The organism is Streptomyces sp. SudanB5_2050 (assembly GCF_964272335.1).
Taxonomy (GTDB): domain Bacteria; phylum Actinomycetota; class Actinomycetes; order Streptomycetales; family Streptomycetaceae; genus Streptomyces; species Streptomyces rochei.
On record NZ_OZ186760.1, the window covers coordinates 5,079,654 to 5,097,320 of the forward strand.

Consider the following 17,667-nt stretch of genomic DNA (forward strand, 5'->3'; position numbering starts at 1 on the left):
GGGGGGTGGGCGGGCCCCAGGGGGCGGCCGTAAGGGTGGTGGCCGCCCCCTGAGGATCGTGCGCGCTTACTTCTTGACGTACAGCTTGCAGAGCGCGACGCAGTTGTTGCCCGCGTCGTACACGACGTTGCCGATCTTGGATCCGTACATCCAGTTGCGGATGGGGTGGTAGTCGGGCACCGCGCCCGCCAGCTCCAGCACCTGGCGGTCGATGTCGCCCCAGGCCTTCTTGGCCTGCTCCGGGTTCTCGATCTTGGAGGCCGCGTCGATCGCCTTGTTGAGACCGGCGTCGTTCAGCTGGGCGTAGTTGTTGCGGCCGTCACCGATGTTCTTGCCGTGCCAGCACGGGTAGAAGACGGAGTAGCCACCCGGCCAGTCCGGGCTCCAGCCGGCGGCGAACAGGTCGTAACCGTTGTCGACCTTGCCGATCTGGGTGTAGAAGGTCGACTTGTCGACCTGCTTGTTGACGACCTGGAAGCCGGCGGCCTCCAGCGCGTTCTTGACCGCGACGGCCTGCTTCACGGCGTTGTCCGACTGCTGGTAGGCGATGACCAGCTTCTGGCCGAGCTTGCCGGCCTCCTTCAGGAGGGCCTTGGCCTTCTCCGGGTCACCGCCGGGCTTCTTGTCCTTGCCGTACAGGTCGAACTGCGCGTAGCCGGGGGTCACCGGGCTGAGGATCGTGGTGGCGATCTCCGTGACCGAGGCGCCGCCGCGGATCGTCTGCAGCTGCTGGGACGGCCAGGCGTAGTTGATGGCCTGGCGGACCTTGACGTCCGTGATGCGGGTGGTGTTGATCGGCCAGTAGTAGGTGGCCACGTCGATCGCGGTGAGGACGCGCTTCTTCAGCTCGGGGTTGGTCAGCACCTGGGCGACACGCTCGGCGGCGACCTCGTTGAAGATCACCATCGCCTGCTTGTCGTTCCCCTGGTCCGCGATGAAGCGGTCGGTGGCGGCGAGCGGCTGGAAGCCGAACTGGAACTTGTACTGGTCCGGGTACGCGTTGCGCATCGCGTCCGTCTTCGGGTCCCAGTGCTCGTTGCGCACGTAGGTCATCGACTTGCCGATGCTGCGGCTCTCGATCTTGTACGGGCCGCAGGAGAACGGACGCTTGTCGTACTTCTCCTTGGTGTCGTGCTTCTTCGGCACCAAGGCGTAACCACGCATGGCGAGCGTGAAGTTGAAGTCGGCCCGCGCCTCGTTGAGGCGGAAGGTGATGGTCTTGCCGTCGATCTCGATCGAGTCGAGGTGCTTGCCCTCGTACGGGCCGTCGTACTTGTCGCCGCCCACGAGCCACGTCTGCACGTAGATCGGGCCCTCGGTGATGAAGGAGGCGAAGGTGCGCTCGAAGGTGTGGCGGACGTCCTCCACGGTGACGTCCGAGCCGTCCTCCCACTTCAGGCCGTCCTTCAGGGTGAAGGACCAGGTCTTGCCGCCGTCCTTCATGGTGCCCGCGTCCGTGGCGGCGTCGCCGACCAGGATCGCGCCGCCCTTGTCGTCGACCTTGTAACCGGTCAGGCCGCGCAGGATGGGCACGGTGATGGCGGCCTCGGTGCTGGAGTAGATCTGCGCCGGGTCCAGGTGGTCCATGTCCTGCTGGTCGAGCGAGTACGCGATCCCGCCCTTCACCGCGCCCTTGACCTCGGGAGCCGGGCCGGTCGAGTCGGCCTTGGTGCCGACCGGGATGTCCACGGTCTTGCTGCCGCTGACCTTGGGGCCGTCGTTCTTGGCGGAGCCGCCCTTGTCCTCGCCGCCGCAGGCGGTCAGGACGGAGGAGGAGGCCGCGACGACACCGGTCGCTATGAGGAAGTTTCTACGGGAGAAAGCCATGATGAACCCCAAGAGTGGTCATACGGGACGGAGGTGGCCGGCCGGACTCCTGTGTACGGACCGGAGGAGGAACGGGTCAGCGCTTGGACTTCGGGTCGAGTGCGTCGCGCACCGAGTCGCCGAGCAGGTTGAAGGCGAGGACGAAGATCACCATGGACAGGCCCGGGAAGAGCATGAAGGTGATGTCCTCGGTGTAGAACTGCGCGCCGCGCTGGATCATGACGCCCCAGTCCGGCGTCGGGTCGATCATGCCGACGCCGAGGAAGGCGAGACCCGCTTCCGCGGTCACGAAGGCCGGGAGCATCAGCGTGGACTGGATGATGATCGGCGTCCACAGGTTGGGCAGCAGCTCCTTGAAGACGATCCGCATCGGCGAGGCGCCCGTGACCTTCGCGGCCTCCACGAACTCACGCTCGCGCAGACCGAGCACCTGCCCGCGCAGCAGACGGGCGAGGGAGGCCCAGCCGAAGCCGGACAGCACGATGATCAGGGAGACGGCCCGCAGCCAGGTCGGGATGTTCTCGTCCGGGGCGACGAAGAGGCCGTAGATGACCGGCATGAAGGCGATGAAGAACAGCGTGGAGGGGAACGACAGCAGGATGTCGATGACCCGGCCGACGAGGTAGTCCGTCTTGCCGCCGAGGTAGCCCGCGGTGGTGCCGATCACGATGCCGAGGAAGGCGGTGACCAGCGTGGTGGCCACCGCGATGCCCAGCGAGGTCCGGATGCCGTACAGCAGGAAGGTGAACACGTCACGGCCGAGCTGCGGTTCGATGCCGAACCAGAACTCCGAGCTCATGCCGCCGTTGGGGCCCGCCGGGTACGCGAACGCGTCGAGCAGTTCGGGCCGCTGGCTGGCGTACGTCGTGTACGGGTCCTTGCCGTACAGCTTGGCTATGAGGGGCGCCGCGAGCGCGATCACGAAGAAGAAGAGCACGATGCACGCGGAGGTGACGCCGGCGCGGTCGCGCTTGAAGCGCTTCCAGGCCAGGCGGCCCGGGGAACGGCTCTCGCTGCCCTTGGGGGTGGCGGGCGTGGGCGACTTGTCGACGCTCTCGTCGGTCACCTCGAGCGGGGCAGCCGCTGATGGAGTTGGGGGGGTCATGGTGCTCCTGGCCCAAAGGAGGGTCTGATGACTCCGCAGGGCGTCCCCCTACGGGCTACGCCGGACTTTTTCAACGCAATTCGTTCAAGGTCAATAAAATCTGGTCCGAGTTGACGTTCTCTTTACCTTCTTTACCTTCCCTTGGTCAATCCGTAGTTACGCGTGTAGCGCCTCGTGATCGATCTGTGCCTTACATCGGGCCAACTGGACCAAACGGGCAAGGCGTTCGTTATGCGGACGCGAGGTCGTCGAAATGCGTACACCGAGCGTTCGCAATCCAACGGTTTCGCATCGGAAGGTGAAGATCCGTTGCATCGACGTTCAAGATCCTTTGTAGCGGGATAATCGGATTGGTTTCGCCTCCCGCCCCGGATCCGTTCGCCGGGTGTGGGGTTCCTCCAAAGGGAGGTATGCGTGTGCGATGTGCACCTTTTGCCCTGATGCTGACCGGTAATGGATCAGCGGAGAAGTCAGCGGACGAGTCAGGGCACGAGGAGGCACTCCATGCGCGGAGTCACGCACGCCACATGGGCCGTATGCGCGGCGGCGGTAGTCCTCGCGGCGACGGGCTGCGGGGGCGGGGGCGGGGACGGCGGGGGAGACGCGGGCGCCGTGCTCAGCTCCTCCTGGGGCGACCCGCAGAACCCGCTGGAGCCGGCCAACACCAACGAGGTGCAGGGCGGCAAGGTCCTCGACATGATCTTCCGGGGGCTGAAGAAGTACGACCCGAAGACCGGCGAGGCGCAGAACATGCTCGCCGAGAAGATCGAGACCACCGACTCGCAGAACTTCACCGTCACCGTCAAGGACGGCTGGACCTTCTCCAACGGCGAGAAGGTCACCGCCCAGTCCTTCGTGGACGCCTGGAACTACGGCGCGAGCCTGAAGAACAACCAGCGCAACGCGTACTTCTTCGCGTACATCGACGGCTACGACAAGGTGCACCCCGAGAGCGGCGGGCAGAGCGCCGACACCCTCTCCGGGCTGAAGGTCACCGGGCCGCTCACCTTCACCGTCAAGCTCAGCCAGAAGTTCTCGACCTTCCCCGACACCCTCGGCTACCCGGCCTTCGCCCCGCTGCCCCGGGCCTTCTTCGACGACCACGACGCCTGGCTGAAGAAGCCCGTCGGCAACGGTCCGTACCTGGTCGACAACTACACCCGCGGCTCGCAGATGTCCCTGCGCAAGTGGGAGGAGTACCCCGGACCGGACAAGGCGCAGAACGGCGGCGTCGACCTCAAGGTCTACACCGACAACAACACCGCCTACACCGACCTGATGGCCGGCAACCTCGACCTCGTGGACGACGTCCCCGCCGCCCAGCTCAAGAACGTGAAGAACGACCTCGGCGACCGGTACATCAACACCCCGGCCGGCATCATCCAGACGCTGGCCTTCCCGTTCTACGACGACGACTGGAACAAGCCCGGCTCGGAGAAGGTCCGCAAGGGCCTGTCCATGGCGATCGACCGCAAGCAGATCACCGACACGATCTTCCAGCAGACCCGCACCCCGGCCACCGACTGGACCTCGCCCGTCCTCGGCGAGGACGGCGGCTACAAGGCCGGCCTGTGCGGCGAGGCGTGCGAGTTCAAGCCCGACGAGGCCAAGCAGCTGATCAAGGACGGCGGCGGGCTCCCCGGCGGTCAGGTCAAGATCACGTACAACGCCGACACCGGCTCCCACAAGCAGTGGGTCGACGCGGTCTGCAACTCCATCAACAACGCCCTGGACAACGACCGCGCCTGCGTCGGCAACCCGGTCGGCACCTTCGCCGACTTCCGCAACCAGATCACCGACCAGAAGATGAGCGGCCCCTTCCGCGCCGGCTGGCAGATGGACTACCCGCTCATCCAGAACTTCCTCCAGCCGCTCTACTACACCAACGCCTCCTCCAACGACGGCAAGTGGTCCAACCAGAAGTTCGACGACCTCGTCGACCGGGCCAACGCCGAGACGGACACCGCCAAGGCCATCGACCTCTTCCAGCAGGCCGAGGAGGTCCTGCGGGACGAGATGGGCGCCATCCCGCTCTGGTACCAGAACGGCAGCGCGGGCTACTCGGACCGGCTGTCGAACGTGGAGCTCAACCCGTTCAGCGTCCCGGTCTACAACGAGATCAAGGTCGGCTGAGGGGGCGCCATGGGACGCTACGTCGTCCGGCGGCTGCTCCAGATGATCCCGGTCTTCATCGGGGCCACGCTGCTGATCTTCCTGATGGTCAACGTGATGGGCGACCCCATCGCGGGACTGTGCGGCGACCGCGAGTGCGACCCGGCGACGGCGGCGCAACTGCGGCACGAGTTCGGACTCGACCAGCCCGTGTGGCGGCAGTACGTCACCTACATGGGCAACGTCTTCACCGGCGACTTCGGCACCGCCTTCAACGGCCAGCCGGTCACCGAGCTGATGGGCACGGCCTTCCCGGTCACCATCCGGCTGACCATCGTGGCGATCCTCTTCGAGATCGTCGTCGGCATCGTCCTGGGGGTCGTCACCGGCCTGCGCCGCGGCCGTCCCGTCGACACCGGGGTCCTGCTCCTGACCCTGGTCGTCATCTCCGTCCCCACCTTCGTCACCGGCCTGCTGCTCCAGCTGCTGCTCGGCGTCAAGTGGGGCTGGATCGACCCGGCCGTCTCCTCCGAGGCACCCTTCGGCGAGCTGATCGTCCCCGGGCTGGTCCTCGCCTCGGTCTCCCTGGCGTACGTCACCCGCCTGACCCGCACCTCCATCGCGGAGAACCGGCGCTCCGACTACGTCCGCACCGCCATCGCCAAGGGCCTGCCCCGCCACCGGGTCATCACCCGGCACCTGCTGCGCAACTCCCTGATCCCGGTCGTCACCTTCATCGGCACCGACATCGGCGCCCTGATGGGCGGCGCCATCGTCACCGAGCGGATCTTCAACATCCACGGCGTCGGCTACCAGCTCTACCAGGGCATCCTCCGTCAGAACACGCAGACGGTGGTCGGCTTCGTCACCGTCCTGGTCCTGGTCTTCCTCGTCGCCAACCTCCTCGTCGACCTCCTGTACGCCGTACTCGACCCGAGGATCCGCTATGCCTGACCCGCAGCAGCCCTACGAGCCCGAGCGCGCCGTCGCCGGCACCGGCATGGGCGGGCAGATGGACCTGGGCGCGAGCGAGGCCATCACCCTGGAGAAGACCCCGGAGAGCCCCGACGGCACCGGCCCCCAGGACAAGCCGCGCAGCCTCTGGTCCGACGCCTGGCACGACCTGCGCCGCAACCCCGTCTTCATCATCTCGGCCCTGGTGATCCTCTTCCTGATCGTGATCTCCATCTGGCCGTCCCTGATCGCCTCCGGCAGCCCCCTCAAGTGCGACCTGGCCAAGGCCCAGGAGGGCTCCCAGTCCGGTCACCCCTTCGGCTTCAACGGCCAGGGCTGCGACGTCTACACCCGCACCGTCTACGGAGCCCGCACCTCGGTGGCGGTCGGCGTCCTCGCCACGCTCGGCGTCGCGGTCCTCGGCAGCGTCCTCGGCGGACTGGCCGGGTTCTTCGGCGGCGCGGGGGACGCGATCCTCTCCCGGATCACCGACGTCTTCTTCGCCATCCCGGTGGTCCTCGGCGGCCTGGTCCTGCTCTCCGTCATCACCAGCAACACGGTCTGGCCGGTCATCGGCTTCATCGTGCTGCTGGGCTGGCCGCAGATCTCCCGCATCGCCCGCGGCTCCGTCATCACCGCCAAGCAGAACGACTACGTCCAGGCGGCCCGCGCGCTCGGCGCCTCCCACTCCCGGCTGCTGCTGCGGCACATCGCGCCCAACGCGATCGCGCCGGTCATCGTCGTCGCCACCATCGCGCTGGGCACCTACATCTCCCTGGAGGCGACCCTGTCCTTCCTCGGCGTCGGCCTCAAGCCGCCCAGCGTCTCGTGGGGCATCGACATCTCCGCCGCCGCCCCCTACGTGCGCAACGCCCCGCACGCCCTGCTCTGGCCCTCCGGGGCCCTCGCCGTCACCGTCCTCGCGTTCATCATGCTCGGCGACGCGGTGCGCGACGCCCTCGACCCGAAGCTGAGGTGAGCCGCCGCATGCTGCTCGAAGTGCGCGACCTGCACGTGGAGTTCCACACCCGGGACGGCGTCGCCAAGGCCGTCAACGGCGTCAGCTACGGCGTGGACGCGGGCGAGACCCTGGCCGTCCTCGGCGAGTCCGGCTCCGGCAAGTCCGTCACCGCCCAGACCGTCATGGGCATCCTCGACATGCCGCCCGGCCGGATCACCGCGGGCGAAGTCCTCTTCGAGGGCCGGGACCTGCTGAAGCTGAAGGAGGAGGAGCGCCGCAAGGTCCGGGGCGCCGAGATGGCGATGATCTTCCAGGACGCGCTGTCCTCGCTGAACCCGGTCCTCACCGTCGGCGACCAGCTCGGCGAGATGTTCACCGTCCACCGGGGGATGTCCCGCAAGGACGCCCGCGCCAAGGCCGTCGAGCTGATGGACCGCGTCCGCATCCCGGCGGCCAGGGAGCGGGTGAAGCAGTACCCGCACCAGTTCTCCGGCGGCATGCGCCAGCGCATCATGATCGCCATGGCGATGGCCCTGGAACCGAAGCTGATCATCGCCGACGAACCGACCACCGCCCTCGACGTCACCGTCCAGGCCCAGGTCATGGACCTCCTCGCGGAGCTCCAGCGCGAGCTGCACATGGGCCTGATCCTCATCACCCACGACCTCGGCGTGGTCGCCGACGTCGCCGACAAGATCGCGGTGATGTACGCGGGCCGGATCGTCGAGACCGCTCCCGTCCACGACATCTACAAGGCGCCCGCCCACCCCTACACCCGGGGCCTGCTGGAGTCGATCCCGCGCCTGGACCAGAAGGGCCAGGAGCTGTACGCCATCAAGGGCCTGCCGCCCAACCTCACCCGCATCCCGCCCGGCTGCGCCTTCCACCCCCGCTGCCCGATGGCCCAGGACGTCTGCCGCACCGACGTACCGCCCCTGTACGAGGTGACGGAGTCCGACGCGGAGCGGGGCAGCGCCTGCCACTTCTGGAGGGAGTGCCTGCATGGCTGAGACGAGCGAGCCGATCCTCGAAGTCCGCGGCCTGGTCAAGCACTACCCGCTGACCTCCGGCATCCTCTTCAAGAAGCAGGTCGGCGCGGTGAAGGCCGTCGACGGCGTCGACTTCACGCTGGCCCGCGGGGAGACGCTGGGCATCGTCGGCGAGTCCGGCTGCGGCAAGTCCACGGTCGCCAAGATGCTGGTCAACCTGGAGAAGCCGACGGCCGGCGAGATCCGCTACAAGGGCGAGGACATCACCCGGCTGTCCGGCAAGGCCCTCAAGTCCGTCCGCCGCAACATCCAGATGGTCTTCCAGGACCCCTACACCTCCCTCAACCCCCGCATGACGGTCGGCGACATCATCGGAGAGGCGTACGACATCCACCCGGAGGTGGCCCCGAAGGGCGACCGGCGCGGACGCGTGCAGCACCTGCTGGACGTGGTCGGCCTCAACCCGGAGTACATCAACCGCTATCCGCACCAGTTCTCCGGCGGACAGCGCCAGCGGATCGGCATCGCCCGGGGCCTCGCCCTGCGCCCCGAGATCATCGTCGCCGACGAGCCGGTCTCGGCCCTCGACGTCTCCGTCCAGGCCCAGGTGATCAACCTGATGGGCCGGCTCCAGGACGAGTTCGACCTCTCCTACATCTTCATCGCCCACGACCTGTCCATCGTCCGGCACATCTCCGACCGGGTCGGCGTGATGTACCTCGGCCGCATCGTGGAGACCGGCCGCGACGCCGAGATCTACGACCATCCGACGCACCCCTACACCCAGGCGCTGCTGTCCGCCGTGCCGGTGCCCGACCCCGAAGCCCGCGAACACCGCGAACGCATCATCCTCACCGGTGACGTCCCCTCACCGACCGACATCCCCTCCGGCTGCCGCTTCCGCACCCGCTGCTGGAAGGCGCGCGAGCGCTGCGCCCTGGAGGTACCGGCGCTCGCGGTCCCCGCGGAGTTCCGGCACACGACCGGTCCCGCGGCCCACGACTCGGCGTGCCACTTCGCCGAGGAGAAGCAGGTGGTGCCGCCGGAGGAGCCCGGCACGCCCCGACCGCACGGCTCCCACCGCGAGGACAGCGCTCAGGAGGGCGGACACGGCAGCGGGCCGGGGTGACATGGCGCTCCCCGGCCCGCTCACGGCACCCGCACGGCCGTACGCTGAACAGCTTGGCGCGTCCGTATATCGGTACCGCTTCGGCGAAGTTGCCCGCGTGTTAAAGCGGTTGGGTCGGACGGGCGACGTCAGGCGGGCGACAGGCCCAGCGACCGCTTGAGGAAGTCCACCTGGAGCAGCAGCAGGTTCTCGGCGACCGACTCCTGCGGGGTCATGTGGGTGACCCCGGACAGCGGCAGCACCTCGTGCGGGCGGCCGGAGGCCAGCAGGGCGGAGGACAGACGCAGGGAGTGGGCGACCACCACGTTGTCGTCCACCAGCCCGTGGATGACCATCATGGGCCGGTGCGGCTCGGCGGCGTCGACCAGGCCCGCGTCGTCGATCACCGAGTTGCGGCGGTAGACGTCCGGCTGCTCGTCCGGGTGGCCGATGTAGCGCTCCTGGTAGTGGGTGTCGTAGAGCCGCAGATCGGTGACCGGGGCGCCCACCACGGCGGCGTGGAAGACGTCCGGCCGGCGCAGGGCCGCCAGCGCCGCCAGGTAACCGCCGAAGGACCAGCCGCGGATGGCGACGCGGTTCAGGTCGAGCGGGAAGTCGGCCGCGAGGGCGTGCAGCGCGTCCACCTGGTCCTGGAGGACGACCGCGGCGACGTCGTCCTTGATGGCCTTCTCCCAGGCGGGGGAGCGGCCCGGGGTGCCGCGTCCGTCGGCGACGACCACCGCGAACCCCTGGTCGGCGAACCACTGCGAGGTGAGGTGGGCGTTGTGCGCGGCCACCACGCGCTGGCCGTGCGGGCCACCGTACGGGTCCAGCAGGACGGGGAGGGGGGTGTCACCGTGGTAGTCCCTTGGCATAAGCACGGCGCACGGGACGCGGCGTGCGCCCCCCTGGGTGAGCGTCACGCGCGGGGACAAACCGGGATCTTCGGCATAAGAGGCGACGGTCGCCGTCGCCTTCCCGTCCCGCAGGACCTGCACCCGGGCGCCCGACCGGTCGAGCGTCGCCGAGACCAGGACGGTCACGTTCCCGGCGCGTACCGCCGAGTGGACGCCGGGCTCCTGGGAGACGCGCTCCACGCCGAGTTCGTTCACCCGGTAGACGTGCACCTCACCGGTCTCCGCGTCGGCCGCCTCCTCGCCCGCCGACGCGGAAACCAGCACGTCGTCGTCGGAGACGTCGAGCACGGCGCGCAGGTGCAACTGGGCTCCGGTGAGCGGGCGTTCACCGACCGCCAGCACCCTCGCGCCACCCTCGTCCGCGATCCGCACGAGCTGCCCGGAGGGGGACCAGCAGGGGACGCCGGGGAAGAGTTCCAGCCAAATTGGATCTTCGTCGGCGTGCACCATCCGGGTCGCCCCGGACTCGGTGTCCACGGCCAGGAACAACTGGCTGCGCTGGTCGCGCGACTGTACGAGCAGGAGCGGAGCACCCGCCGCTGACCAGTGCACTCGCGCCAGATACGGGTACCGCGCCCGGTCCCACTGGACCTCCGTGCGCCCCCCGTCCAACCCGACCGCGAACAGTCGTACGTCCGCGTTGGCGGTGCCTGCCGCCGGGTACGGCACGTGGTGCGGATCACGTTCGGGGTGGGCCGGATCGGAGATCCACCAGCGCCGCACCGGCGTGTCGTCCACGCGCGCCACCAGCAGCCGGTCCGACTCCGGCCCCCACCAGAAGCCCCGGCTGCGGCCCATCTCCTCGGCGGCGATGAACTCGGCGAGCCCGTACGTGACGCCCTCCGCCTCCGCCTCGGCCAGCGCCCGGTCGCCCTCCCCCTCGGCGCCCACGACCCGCAGGGCACCCCGCGAGACGTAGGCGATGTACCGGCCGTCGGGGGAGGGGCGCGGGTCGATCACCGGCCCGGGGACGGTGAGTTCGCGCGCGGTCCCGGCCCGCAGTTCGGCCGCGAAGAGCCGCCCCGACAAGGCGAAGGAGGCCAGCTCGACGGCCGCGTCCGTGGCGTAGCCGACGATGCCGGCGCCGCCCTCGCGGCTGCGTTCGCGCCGTGCCCGCTCCTCGGGCGACAGGCGTTCCTCGGCGCCGCCGAGGAGGGCGCGCGGGTCGGCGGCGACGCGCTCCCCGCCCTCCTCGACGTCGAGGATCCAGAGGGCGTTGGCCCGGTCCTGGCCGGAGCCGGAGCGCAGGAAGGCGACCCGTGAACCGTCGGGCGCCACGGTGAACGAACGCGGCGCGCCGAGCGTGAACCGCTGGGTGCGGGCGTGCCGTTTGGGGAAGGAGTCGGACTCGGTCGTCATGCCCTGACCATATTGGCCATGCGCCCCCTTGTGCGGCCGTGCGCCGAGAGATGCGCGCGTACGGATAGTTATGATCGCTAGCGCATAGTGGGTATCAACCAGGTGCCCGCCGCGTGGATTTATCTGCCCCAAGGTTCGACTGCGTCCGACCCCCCATGTCCCTGGGCTTATTGGAGGTGAGCCGCCGTGGCACTCTCGATTTCGGCGGTTGTGCTGCTGGCGATCATCGTCTTCCTGCTGGTCAAGAAGTCAGGTCTGAAGGCGGGGCATGCGGTCGTCTGCATGCTGCTCGGCTTCTACCTGGCCTCGTCGACCGTCGCGCCCACGATCAGTGAGCTGACGACGAACATCGCGGGGATGATCGGAAGCATCAACTTCTGAGGGCCGGCCGGGGCGCCGGCGGCGGTCGCGCCCCGGATGGTCTCCCACGTGACGAGGACGGGTGCGCGGCCTCATAGGGTGGGACCCATGACGGACCTCCCCGCCCGGCGTCTGCTGCTGGTGCACGCGCACCCGGACGACGAGTCGATCAACAACGGCGTCACCATGGCCAGGTACGCGGCCGAGGGCGCCCACGTGACGCTGGTGACCTGCACCCTCGGCGAGCGGGGTGAGGTCATCCCGCCCGAGCTGGCCCACCTGAGCGGAGCCGCCCTCGGCGGGCACCGCAGGCAGGAGCTGGCGGCCGCCATGCGCGCGCTCGGCGTGGACGACTTCCGGCTGCTGGGCGGACCCGGCCGGTTCGCCGACTCCGGGATGATGGGCCTGCCCGACAACGACGACCCGGGCTGCCTGTGGCAGGCCGACGTCGACCGGGCCGCCGGACTCCTGGTCGAGGTGATCCGCGAGGTGCGCCCCCAGGTGCTCGTCACCTACGACCCGGACGGCGGGTACGGCCACCCCGACCACATCCAGGCCCACCGCATCGCCATGCGGGCGGCGGAGCTGGCGGCCGAGGCCGGATGCCCCGTCGCCAAGGTCTACTGGAACCGCGTCCCGCGCTCCGTCGCCGAGGACGCCTTCGCCCGGCTGGGCGAGGAGCTGCCGGGCCTGCCCTTCGAGAAGGCGGCCGGCGTCGGGGACGTACCGGGCGTCGTGGACGACGAGGTGATCACCACCGAGATCCGCGGCGAGGGTTTCACGCACGCCGCCAAGGCCGCCGCCATGCGCGCGCACGCCACCCAGATCACCGTGGACGAGCCGTACTTCGTCCTCTCCAACGAACTGGCCCAGCCGCTCTTCACCACCGAGTACTACGAACTGGTGCGCGGTGAGCGGGGGCCCGGCGACGGGCGGGAGACCGATCTGTTCGCCGGCATCGGCATCGGCACCGGCACCGGCACCGGGGAGGCGTCGTGAGCGAACGCACCGGAGCGACCAGCTCCGCCCTGGCCCAGCCGCTGCGCCCGCCGTCCTTCGGGCGGGCCGCCCTCTACCTGGGGCTCTTCGTGCTCGGGGCCGTGGTCGGCGTGGCCGGGGCGCTGGTGCAGGCGGCGTGGTTCCCGGGCGGGCTGCTGCTCGCGCTGGCCGCCGAGGCGGGACTCTGCCTCGGCGCGGGACGGGCCGTGGGCCGCCGGGGCGGGGCCGTCGCACCCGCCGCGGGCTGGGCGCTGGCCGTGGTCCTGCTCACCACCAGCAGGCCAGAGGGCGACTTCCTCTTCGCCGCGGGCAGCGGCTCGTACCTCTTCCTGCTCGGCGGCATCGCCGTCGCTGTGATGTGCGCCACCCTCGCGCCGGTGCGGCAACCGGACGGCGACGCCGTCCGACTTCGCAAGTGACGTACCGCTTCGCCGTGGCGCCGGCGTGTGTGTCCGGTGTGGGTTTCCCCGGCGGTCACGGGATACGCGCCACACGTGGCCAGTATGGTGGTGCGCGCCGCCGAGCCGCCCGCTTCGAAGGTGTGACGGGCGGCGGAGCCAACCGGGAGAACCTGCCTTGAGTCGTGAAACTGACAGTCCGTCCTCCGGGCCCAACGGGCGCGGCGGAACCGCCTACCCGTCGGGCACCCCGCCCTACGGGACGCCCGCGGCTTCCGACGCCGGTGCGGAAGCGGGCCGTTCGGCCTCGCGGCCGGAGGAGCGCAAGACCGAGACGACGCTGACGACCCGTATCCGGATCAACATCCCCGGATCGCGGCCCATCCCGCCGGTCGTCGTGCGCAAGCCCGTCGCGGACGCCGAGGGTGACGCCGGTGGCACGGAGACCGCCGAGCGGTCCGAGCCCGGCACCGCCACCCCGGCCCCCGGTGTCGCGGAGGCTCCCGCCGAGCCGGAGCAGCACGCCCGGTCCGCCGAGGAGAAGCCGACCAGTGACTGGTTCGCGCCGCGCAAGTCGGGCCCGGCCAAGGGCGCTCAGGGCGGAGGCGCCGCCAACGGCGCCGCTCCCTCCGACGGTTCGCAGGCGGGGACGCCCGCGCCGGGTGGTCCCGGTGCGGGTCCCGTAGGGGGCGGAGCCCCGGGTGCGGGCGCGCGACCGGGCGGCGGGAGTGGCCGTCCCGGTGGTGTCGTCGGCTCCATGAACGCGCCGGGCGGCGCGCGGTCCGGGTCCGCCCAGGGCGCCGGCCGATCCGGCGCGACCGGCGGTCCGGTGGCGCCCGGACACGGCGGCGGCACCGGCTCCTTCGACGTCACCGAGGCGCTGGCGGCCGGCCCCCTCGGCAACGGCAACGGCACCCGTCCGGGCGGTGACGGCTCCGGCGAGCCGCGCCGCGACGACCTCCCCTACTTCGGGGACGAGCAGGGCGGTGCCCCCGGCCCCCGTGAGCACCAGGGCCCGAACGGGCCGTCCCCGTACGGCGGAGCCCAGGGCCCCGCGGGTCCGACGGGCGGTCCGGTCACCGGCGACAGCGCGCTGACGTCGCCGTCGGCGGGCGGGCCCGGCGGGCCGAGGACGCCCGCGGGTCCCGGAGCACCGGGCGGACAGCGCGGCCCCGCGGCCGACGGTCTGCGCGGCGGCCCCGGCGGCCCGGGCGGACCGACCGGACCCGGTGGGCGCCTCGGAGCGGGTGGTCCCGGCGGTCCCGGTGGCCCGGGTGGTCCCGGCGGTCCGGGCCGGCCGCAGGGCCCCGGTGGCGGTCCCGACGCCGGCCGGCTCGGCCCCGGTGGCGGGCTCAGTGACGACACCGCGATCCTCACCCCGCAGAAGCCGGCCCCCGAGCCCGGCACGTCCGGCTACAACCCGGACAACGTCTCCGGCAACACCGTCACCAGCGGCATCCCCGTGGTGCCGAACGACCGCAAGGCGCCGTTCCAGGGCGCGCCCGCGGACGGCCCGCTGCCGCACACGCCCCCGAAACTGCCCGACCCGGTCTCCACGCCCCCGGCCGGCACCGCCAAGCCCGCCAAGAAGAAGGGGCGCGGGAAGCTCCCGCTGCTCGTCGGCGGACTGGTCGTCGTCGCCGGTGTCACCTACGGCGCCGGCCTGCTGATGAACCGCTCCGACGTCCCCAAGGGCACCACCGTGCTCGGCGTCGACATCGGCGGCAGCACCCGCGACGACGCCGTCGAGAAGCTGGACGACGTCCTCGCCGCTCGCGCGGCCAAGCCGCTCAAGCTCACGGTGGGCGGCGAGACCGTCTCCCTGAAGCCGGACCAGGCGGGGCTCCAGCTCGACACGCAGGCCACCGCCAGCTCCGCGGCGACCAGCGACTACAACCCGGTCTCCGTGATCGGCTCGCTCTTCGGCCAGGAGCGGGTCGTCGAGCCGGTCATGCCCGTCGACGAGGAGAAGCTGCACGCCGCCCTGGAGGACGCGGCGGGCGGCGCCGGATCGGTGACCGAGGGCTCGATCGAGTTCGAGTCCGGCAAGGCCGTCCCCGTGTACGGCAAGCCGGGCAAGGGCATCGACGTCGCCAAGTCCACCGAGGCCGTGCGGGAGGCGTACCGCGCCCAGGTGGAGACGGGCACCGCCACCCCGGTGAACGTGCCGACGACCACCCAGCAGCCGACGGTCTCCAAGGCCGAGGTCGACCGGATGATGAAGGAGTTCGCCGAGCCGGCGATGTCGGCCAAGGTGACCGTGCAGACGGACCCCGCGCACTCCGTCCCGATGAGTCCGGAGAAGTCCCTGTGGAAGTTCCTCAGGGTCACGGCCGTCAACGGCAAGCTGGTCGACAAGCCCGACCTCCAGGCGCTCGAGGAGCTGTACGGCGGGGCCTTCGACGGCGTCCTCATCACCCGCGCCAACGGTGAGAAGACGCCCGTCACCCCGCAGGACGTCTACGGCGCCCTGCGCCAGGCGCTCAAGAGCAAGACCGACCGCGTGGCCGTCATCGAGACCGACCCGAGCTGACGGCTCACCGAACCGACAAGGGGCGCCCGGCACTCGCCGGGCGCCCCCGCGTCGTACGTCCGCCGACTCAGTTCAGCATCGCCCGAGCCGCCCGCGCCTCCCCGCGCACCCGCTCCGCGGCCTCCTCGTCCACCACCCCCACGACCTCCGCGTACGCCTCCAGCTCACCGGCCCCCGCCGCGAACTCCCCCCGCTGGACCAGCAGCCGCGCCCGCTCGTACCGCAACCGCGCCGGATGCGCCGGCAGCAGCAGCGCCAGGTCGATCGCCCACAGCCCGACCGCCGACTGCTCCGGACGCCCCGCCGCCCACGCCCGGATGTTGTTCAGCACCCGCGCGACCACGTCCAGCGGCGCCGCGGGCTCCAGCATCGAGGGCCGCAGCCCCGCCCCCGTGGCCCCGGCGACCAGCGTCTCCGCGTCGTTCCCCTGGAGGATCCGGCCCCCGTCGAACGGGTCGGCGAGCACCCGCTCCTCCTCGGACCCGAACGCCGGGCCCAGCTCCGACCCGAACCCGACCACGAAGTGCCCGGGCAGCGCGACCCCGTACACCGGCGCCCCGGCCCGCCGGGCCACCTCCAGCCAGACCACCGACAGCATGATCGGCAGGCCGCGCCGGCGCCGCAGCACCTCGTGCAGCAGCGACGACTCCAGCCGCTGGTAGTCCGCGGCGACCCCGTGGAACCCGTACCGCCCGCCCAGCAGGTCCCGCAGCGCCCCCGCCCAGGCCCGCGGCGAGCCCGGCCGGAACGGCAGCTCCCCGGCCAGCCGGTCCAGCTCCATCTGCGCGGCGTCCAGAGCCGCCTCGTCCAGCGCCCCGTCCGCCTCGGCGCCCACCAGCAGGCACAGCGTGGACAGATCGGGACGCTCGGACCGTGCCTCTTCGGCGAACCGGCGCCGCACCTCGGCGGAGCGTTCCGGCGACGGCGGGTGCGGGGGTTGAGAGTGACGCATGACTGGCTCGTGCCCTTCCACGGCGATCGGTCAGCGGTCCGTGCCGGTGCCCGCCGGCTCCCGGTAGTGGTGGTACGCGTGGTGGGCCGTGAAGCCCATCCCGGTGTACAGCGCCCGCGCCGCCGTGTTGTCGGCCTCGACCTGCAGCCACGCCGCCGAGGCCCCCTCGTCGAGCGCCCGCCGGGCCAGGGCGGCCATCACCGCGGTGGCGAGCCCCCGGCGCCGCTGGGCGGGATCGACCTCGACGGCCGCGAAGGAGGCCCACCGCCCGTCCACCACACACCGGCCGATGGCGGCCGGGGCGTCGGCGCCGGGCACCGTCGCGAACCAGACCGACGGCCCCGAGCCGAGCACCCGCAGGGCCACGTCGCTCAGACCCTTGCGGCCGTACCGCGACAGCCAGGCCCCGTCCACCTCACGGGACAGGACGACCCCGGCGCCCTCCGCCCGGTCGGCGACCGGTGCGAGGCCGCCGGTCCACAGTTCGGCCGTCACCTCGCGCTCCCAGCCCCGCCGCTCCAGCTCCGCGCAGAGCATCTCCTCGGTGCCCTCCGCGCCGGTGGCGGTCTGCACGTACGCGGGCAGGCCGCGTTCGCCGTACCAGCGGCGTACGGCCGTCAGCGCCGCGTCGAGCGGCATCCCCGGATCACCGAGCGGCAGCACCGAGTTGGCCCGCCGCGTGAACCCGGACGCCGCCCGCAGCTCCCACTCGCCGAGCCGCTCGCTCTCCACCGGCCGCCAGGCCCGCGCGGCGACCCGCGCCAGCTCCTCGTAGGAGGCGGCGGGACCGCGGCGACGCGCCGGGGCCGACGGCACGATCTTGCCTGCGACCAGCGACGATTCGGGTATGTGGACGCCCTCGCCACTCTTCCGTGTGATCACCAGCACACCGTTGTCCCATGATGTGAGAACACCAACCGTGTCGGTGAACTTCTCCGCCGTGTCACCAGCTTCGTTCAAGCGCCGTACGGAGACTCGTTTGCCCACGTCAGCAGCGGTGATGCGGACTTCGAGACGGCCTGCGGCAGAGATTTCCACGGGTCGGTGCACCCCTCCTGTTCGGATCATGCCCAAGAACGGAGATACTAGGGGC

Annotated in this window: 14 protein-coding genes; 9 read left to right on the forward strand and 5 right to left on the reverse strand. The window is 70.9% G+C overall.

The annotated features are described in order from the left end of the window. Positions 1–66 precede the first annotated feature (66 nt). Positions 67–1,827 carry an ABC transporter substrate-binding protein gene (locus ACFZP7_RS22790; protein WP_385635448.1) on the reverse strand — a complete coding sequence of 587 codons (1,761 nt, stop codon included), beginning with the start codon at positions 1,825–1,827 and terminating at the stop codon, positions 67–69. A 76-nt stretch (positions 1,828–1,903) separates the two neighbouring features. After that, positions 1,904–2,932, reverse strand: a complete 1,029-nt coding sequence (locus ACFZP7_RS22795; RefSeq protein ID WP_247608067.1) for an ABC transporter permease — start codon at positions 2,930–2,932, stop codon at positions 1,904–1,906. Between the two features lie 504 nt (positions 2,933–3,436). On the opposite strand from ACFZP7_RS22795, the gene ACFZP7_RS22800 reads away from it, so the two are divergent. From ACFZP7_RS22800 to ACFZP7_RS22820, 5 genes are read left to right on the forward strand one after another with little or no spacing between them, the layout of a single operon-like run. Then, a complete protein-coding gene (locus ACFZP7_RS22800; protein ID WP_385635451.1) occupies positions 3,437–5,065 on the forward strand; it encodes an ABC transporter substrate-binding protein in 1,629 nt (542 codons plus the stop codon). A 9-nt stretch (positions 5,066–5,074) separates the two neighbouring features. Next, positions 5,075–5,998, forward strand: coding sequence for an ABC transporter permease (locus ACFZP7_RS22805; protein ID WP_019327067.1), 924 nt, complete (start codon positions 5,075–5,077; stop codon positions 5,996–5,998). Continuing rightward, positions 5,991–6,977 (forward strand): ABC transporter permease, encoded by a 987-nt coding sequence (locus ACFZP7_RS22810; protein WP_185927533.1) that lies wholly within the window; start codon positions 5,991–5,993, stop codon positions 6,975–6,977. The genes ACFZP7_RS22805 and ACFZP7_RS22810 overlap by 8 nt, the downstream gene beginning before the upstream one ends. An 8-nt stretch (positions 6,978–6,985) precedes the next feature. Next, entirely contained in the window at positions 6,986–7,969 is a 984-nt protein-coding gene (locus ACFZP7_RS22815) for an ABC transporter ATP-binding protein (RefSeq protein ID WP_030971133.1), read from the forward strand. After that, positions 7,962–9,077, forward strand: coding sequence for an ABC transporter ATP-binding protein (locus ACFZP7_RS22820; RefSeq protein WP_385635454.1), 1,116 nt, complete (start codon positions 7,962–7,964; stop codon positions 9,075–9,077). The genes ACFZP7_RS22815 and ACFZP7_RS22820 overlap by 8 nt, the downstream gene beginning before the upstream one ends. Before the next feature lie 128 nt (positions 9,078–9,205). Here the strand turns inward: ACFZP7_RS22820 and ACFZP7_RS22825 are convergent, their stop codons facing one another. Next, positions 9,206–11,332 (reverse strand): prolyl oligopeptidase family serine peptidase, encoded by a 2,127-nt coding sequence (locus tag ACFZP7_RS22825; protein WP_385635456.1) that lies wholly within the window; start codon positions 11,330–11,332, stop codon positions 9,206–9,208. Positions 11,333–11,518: 186 nt separating this feature from the next. Here ACFZP7_RS22825 and ACFZP7_RS22830 point away from each other — a divergent pair, with 186 nt between their 5' ends. The 4 genes from ACFZP7_RS22830 to ACFZP7_RS22845 all read left to right on the forward strand — a co-directional run bounded on the left by ACFZP7_RS22830 (position 11,519) and on the right by ACFZP7_RS22845 (position 15,622). Then, positions 11,519–11,713, forward strand: a complete 195-nt coding sequence (locus ACFZP7_RS22830) for a hypothetical protein (RefSeq protein ID WP_029393692.1) — start codon at positions 11,519–11,521, stop codon at positions 11,711–11,713. Positions 11,714–11,800: 87 nt separating this feature from the next. Further along, positions 11,801–12,691 (forward strand): N-acetyl-1-D-myo-inositol-2-amino-2-deoxy-alpha-D-glucopyranoside deacetylase, encoded by an 891-nt coding sequence (mshB, locus tag ACFZP7_RS22835; protein ID WP_385635458.1) that lies wholly within the window; start codon positions 11,801–11,803, stop codon positions 12,689–12,691. Beyond that, positions 12,688–13,110, forward strand: a complete 423-nt coding sequence (locus ACFZP7_RS22840; RefSeq protein ID WP_030971142.1) for a DUF6113 family protein — start codon at positions 12,688–12,690, stop codon at positions 13,108–13,110. The genes mshB and ACFZP7_RS22840 overlap by 4 nt, the downstream gene beginning before the upstream one ends. Before the next feature lie 157 nt (positions 13,111–13,267). Further along, the gene (locus tag ACFZP7_RS22845) at positions 13,268–15,622 is read left to right on the forward strand and encodes a hypothetical protein (RefSeq protein WP_385635462.1); all 2,355 of its coding nucleotides are present in this window, start codon (positions 13,268–13,270) and stop codon (positions 15,620–15,622) included. Between the two features lie 67 nt (positions 15,623–15,689). On the opposite strand, the gene ACFZP7_RS22850 is transcribed toward ACFZP7_RS22845, so the two are convergent. After that, positions 15,690–16,574, reverse strand: coding sequence for a tetratricopeptide repeat protein (locus ACFZP7_RS22850; protein WP_385635464.1), 885 nt, complete (start codon positions 16,572–16,574; stop codon positions 15,690–15,692). Between the two features lie 30 nt (positions 16,575–16,604). Next, the gene (locus tag ACFZP7_RS22855; RefSeq protein WP_385635466.1) at positions 16,605–17,612 is read right to left on the reverse strand and encodes a GNAT family N-acetyltransferase; all 1,008 of its coding nucleotides are present in this window, start codon (positions 17,610–17,612) and stop codon (positions 16,605–16,607) included. Between the last annotated feature and the right edge of the window lie 55 nt (positions 17,613–17,667).

Excerpts from the sequence above, each read along its gene's own strand:
- ACFZP7_RS22790 (WP_385635448.1), bottom strand. The coding sequence starts at position 1,827 with ATGGCTTTCTCCCGTAGAAACTTCCTCATAGCGACCGGTGTCGTCGCG.
- ACFZP7_RS22795 (WP_247608067.1), bottom strand. The coding sequence starts at position 2,932 with ATGACCCCCCCAACTCCATCAGCGGCTGCCCCGCTCGAGGTGACCGAC.
- ACFZP7_RS22800 (WP_385635451.1), top strand. The coding sequence starts at position 3,437 with ATGCGCGGAGTCACGCACGCCACATGGGCCGTATGCGCGGCGGCGGTA.
- ACFZP7_RS22805 (WP_019327067.1), top strand. The coding sequence starts at position 5,075 with ATGGGACGCTACGTCGTCCGGCGGCTGCTCCAGATGATCCCGGTCTTC.
- ACFZP7_RS22810 (WP_185927533.1), top strand. The coding sequence starts at position 5,991 with ATGCCTGACCCGCAGCAGCCCTACGAGCCCGAGCGCGCCGTCGCCGGC.
- ACFZP7_RS22815 (WP_030971133.1), top strand. The coding sequence starts at position 6,986 with ATGCTGCTCGAAGTGCGCGACCTGCACGTGGAGTTCCACACCCGGGAC.
- ACFZP7_RS22820 (WP_385635454.1), top strand. The coding sequence starts at position 7,962 with ATGGCTGAGACGAGCGAGCCGATCCTCGAAGTCCGCGGCCTGGTCAAG.
- ACFZP7_RS22825 (WP_385635456.1), bottom strand. The coding sequence starts at position 11,332 with ATGACGACCGAGTCCGACTCCTTCCCCAAACGGCACGCCCGCACCCAG.
- mshB (WP_385635458.1), top strand. The coding sequence starts at position 11,801 with ATGACGGACCTCCCCGCCCGGCGTCTGCTGCTGGTGCACGCGCACCCG.
- ACFZP7_RS22850 (WP_385635464.1), bottom strand. The coding sequence starts at position 16,574 with ATGCGTCACTCTCAACCCCCGCACCCGCCGTCGCCGGAACGCTCCGCC.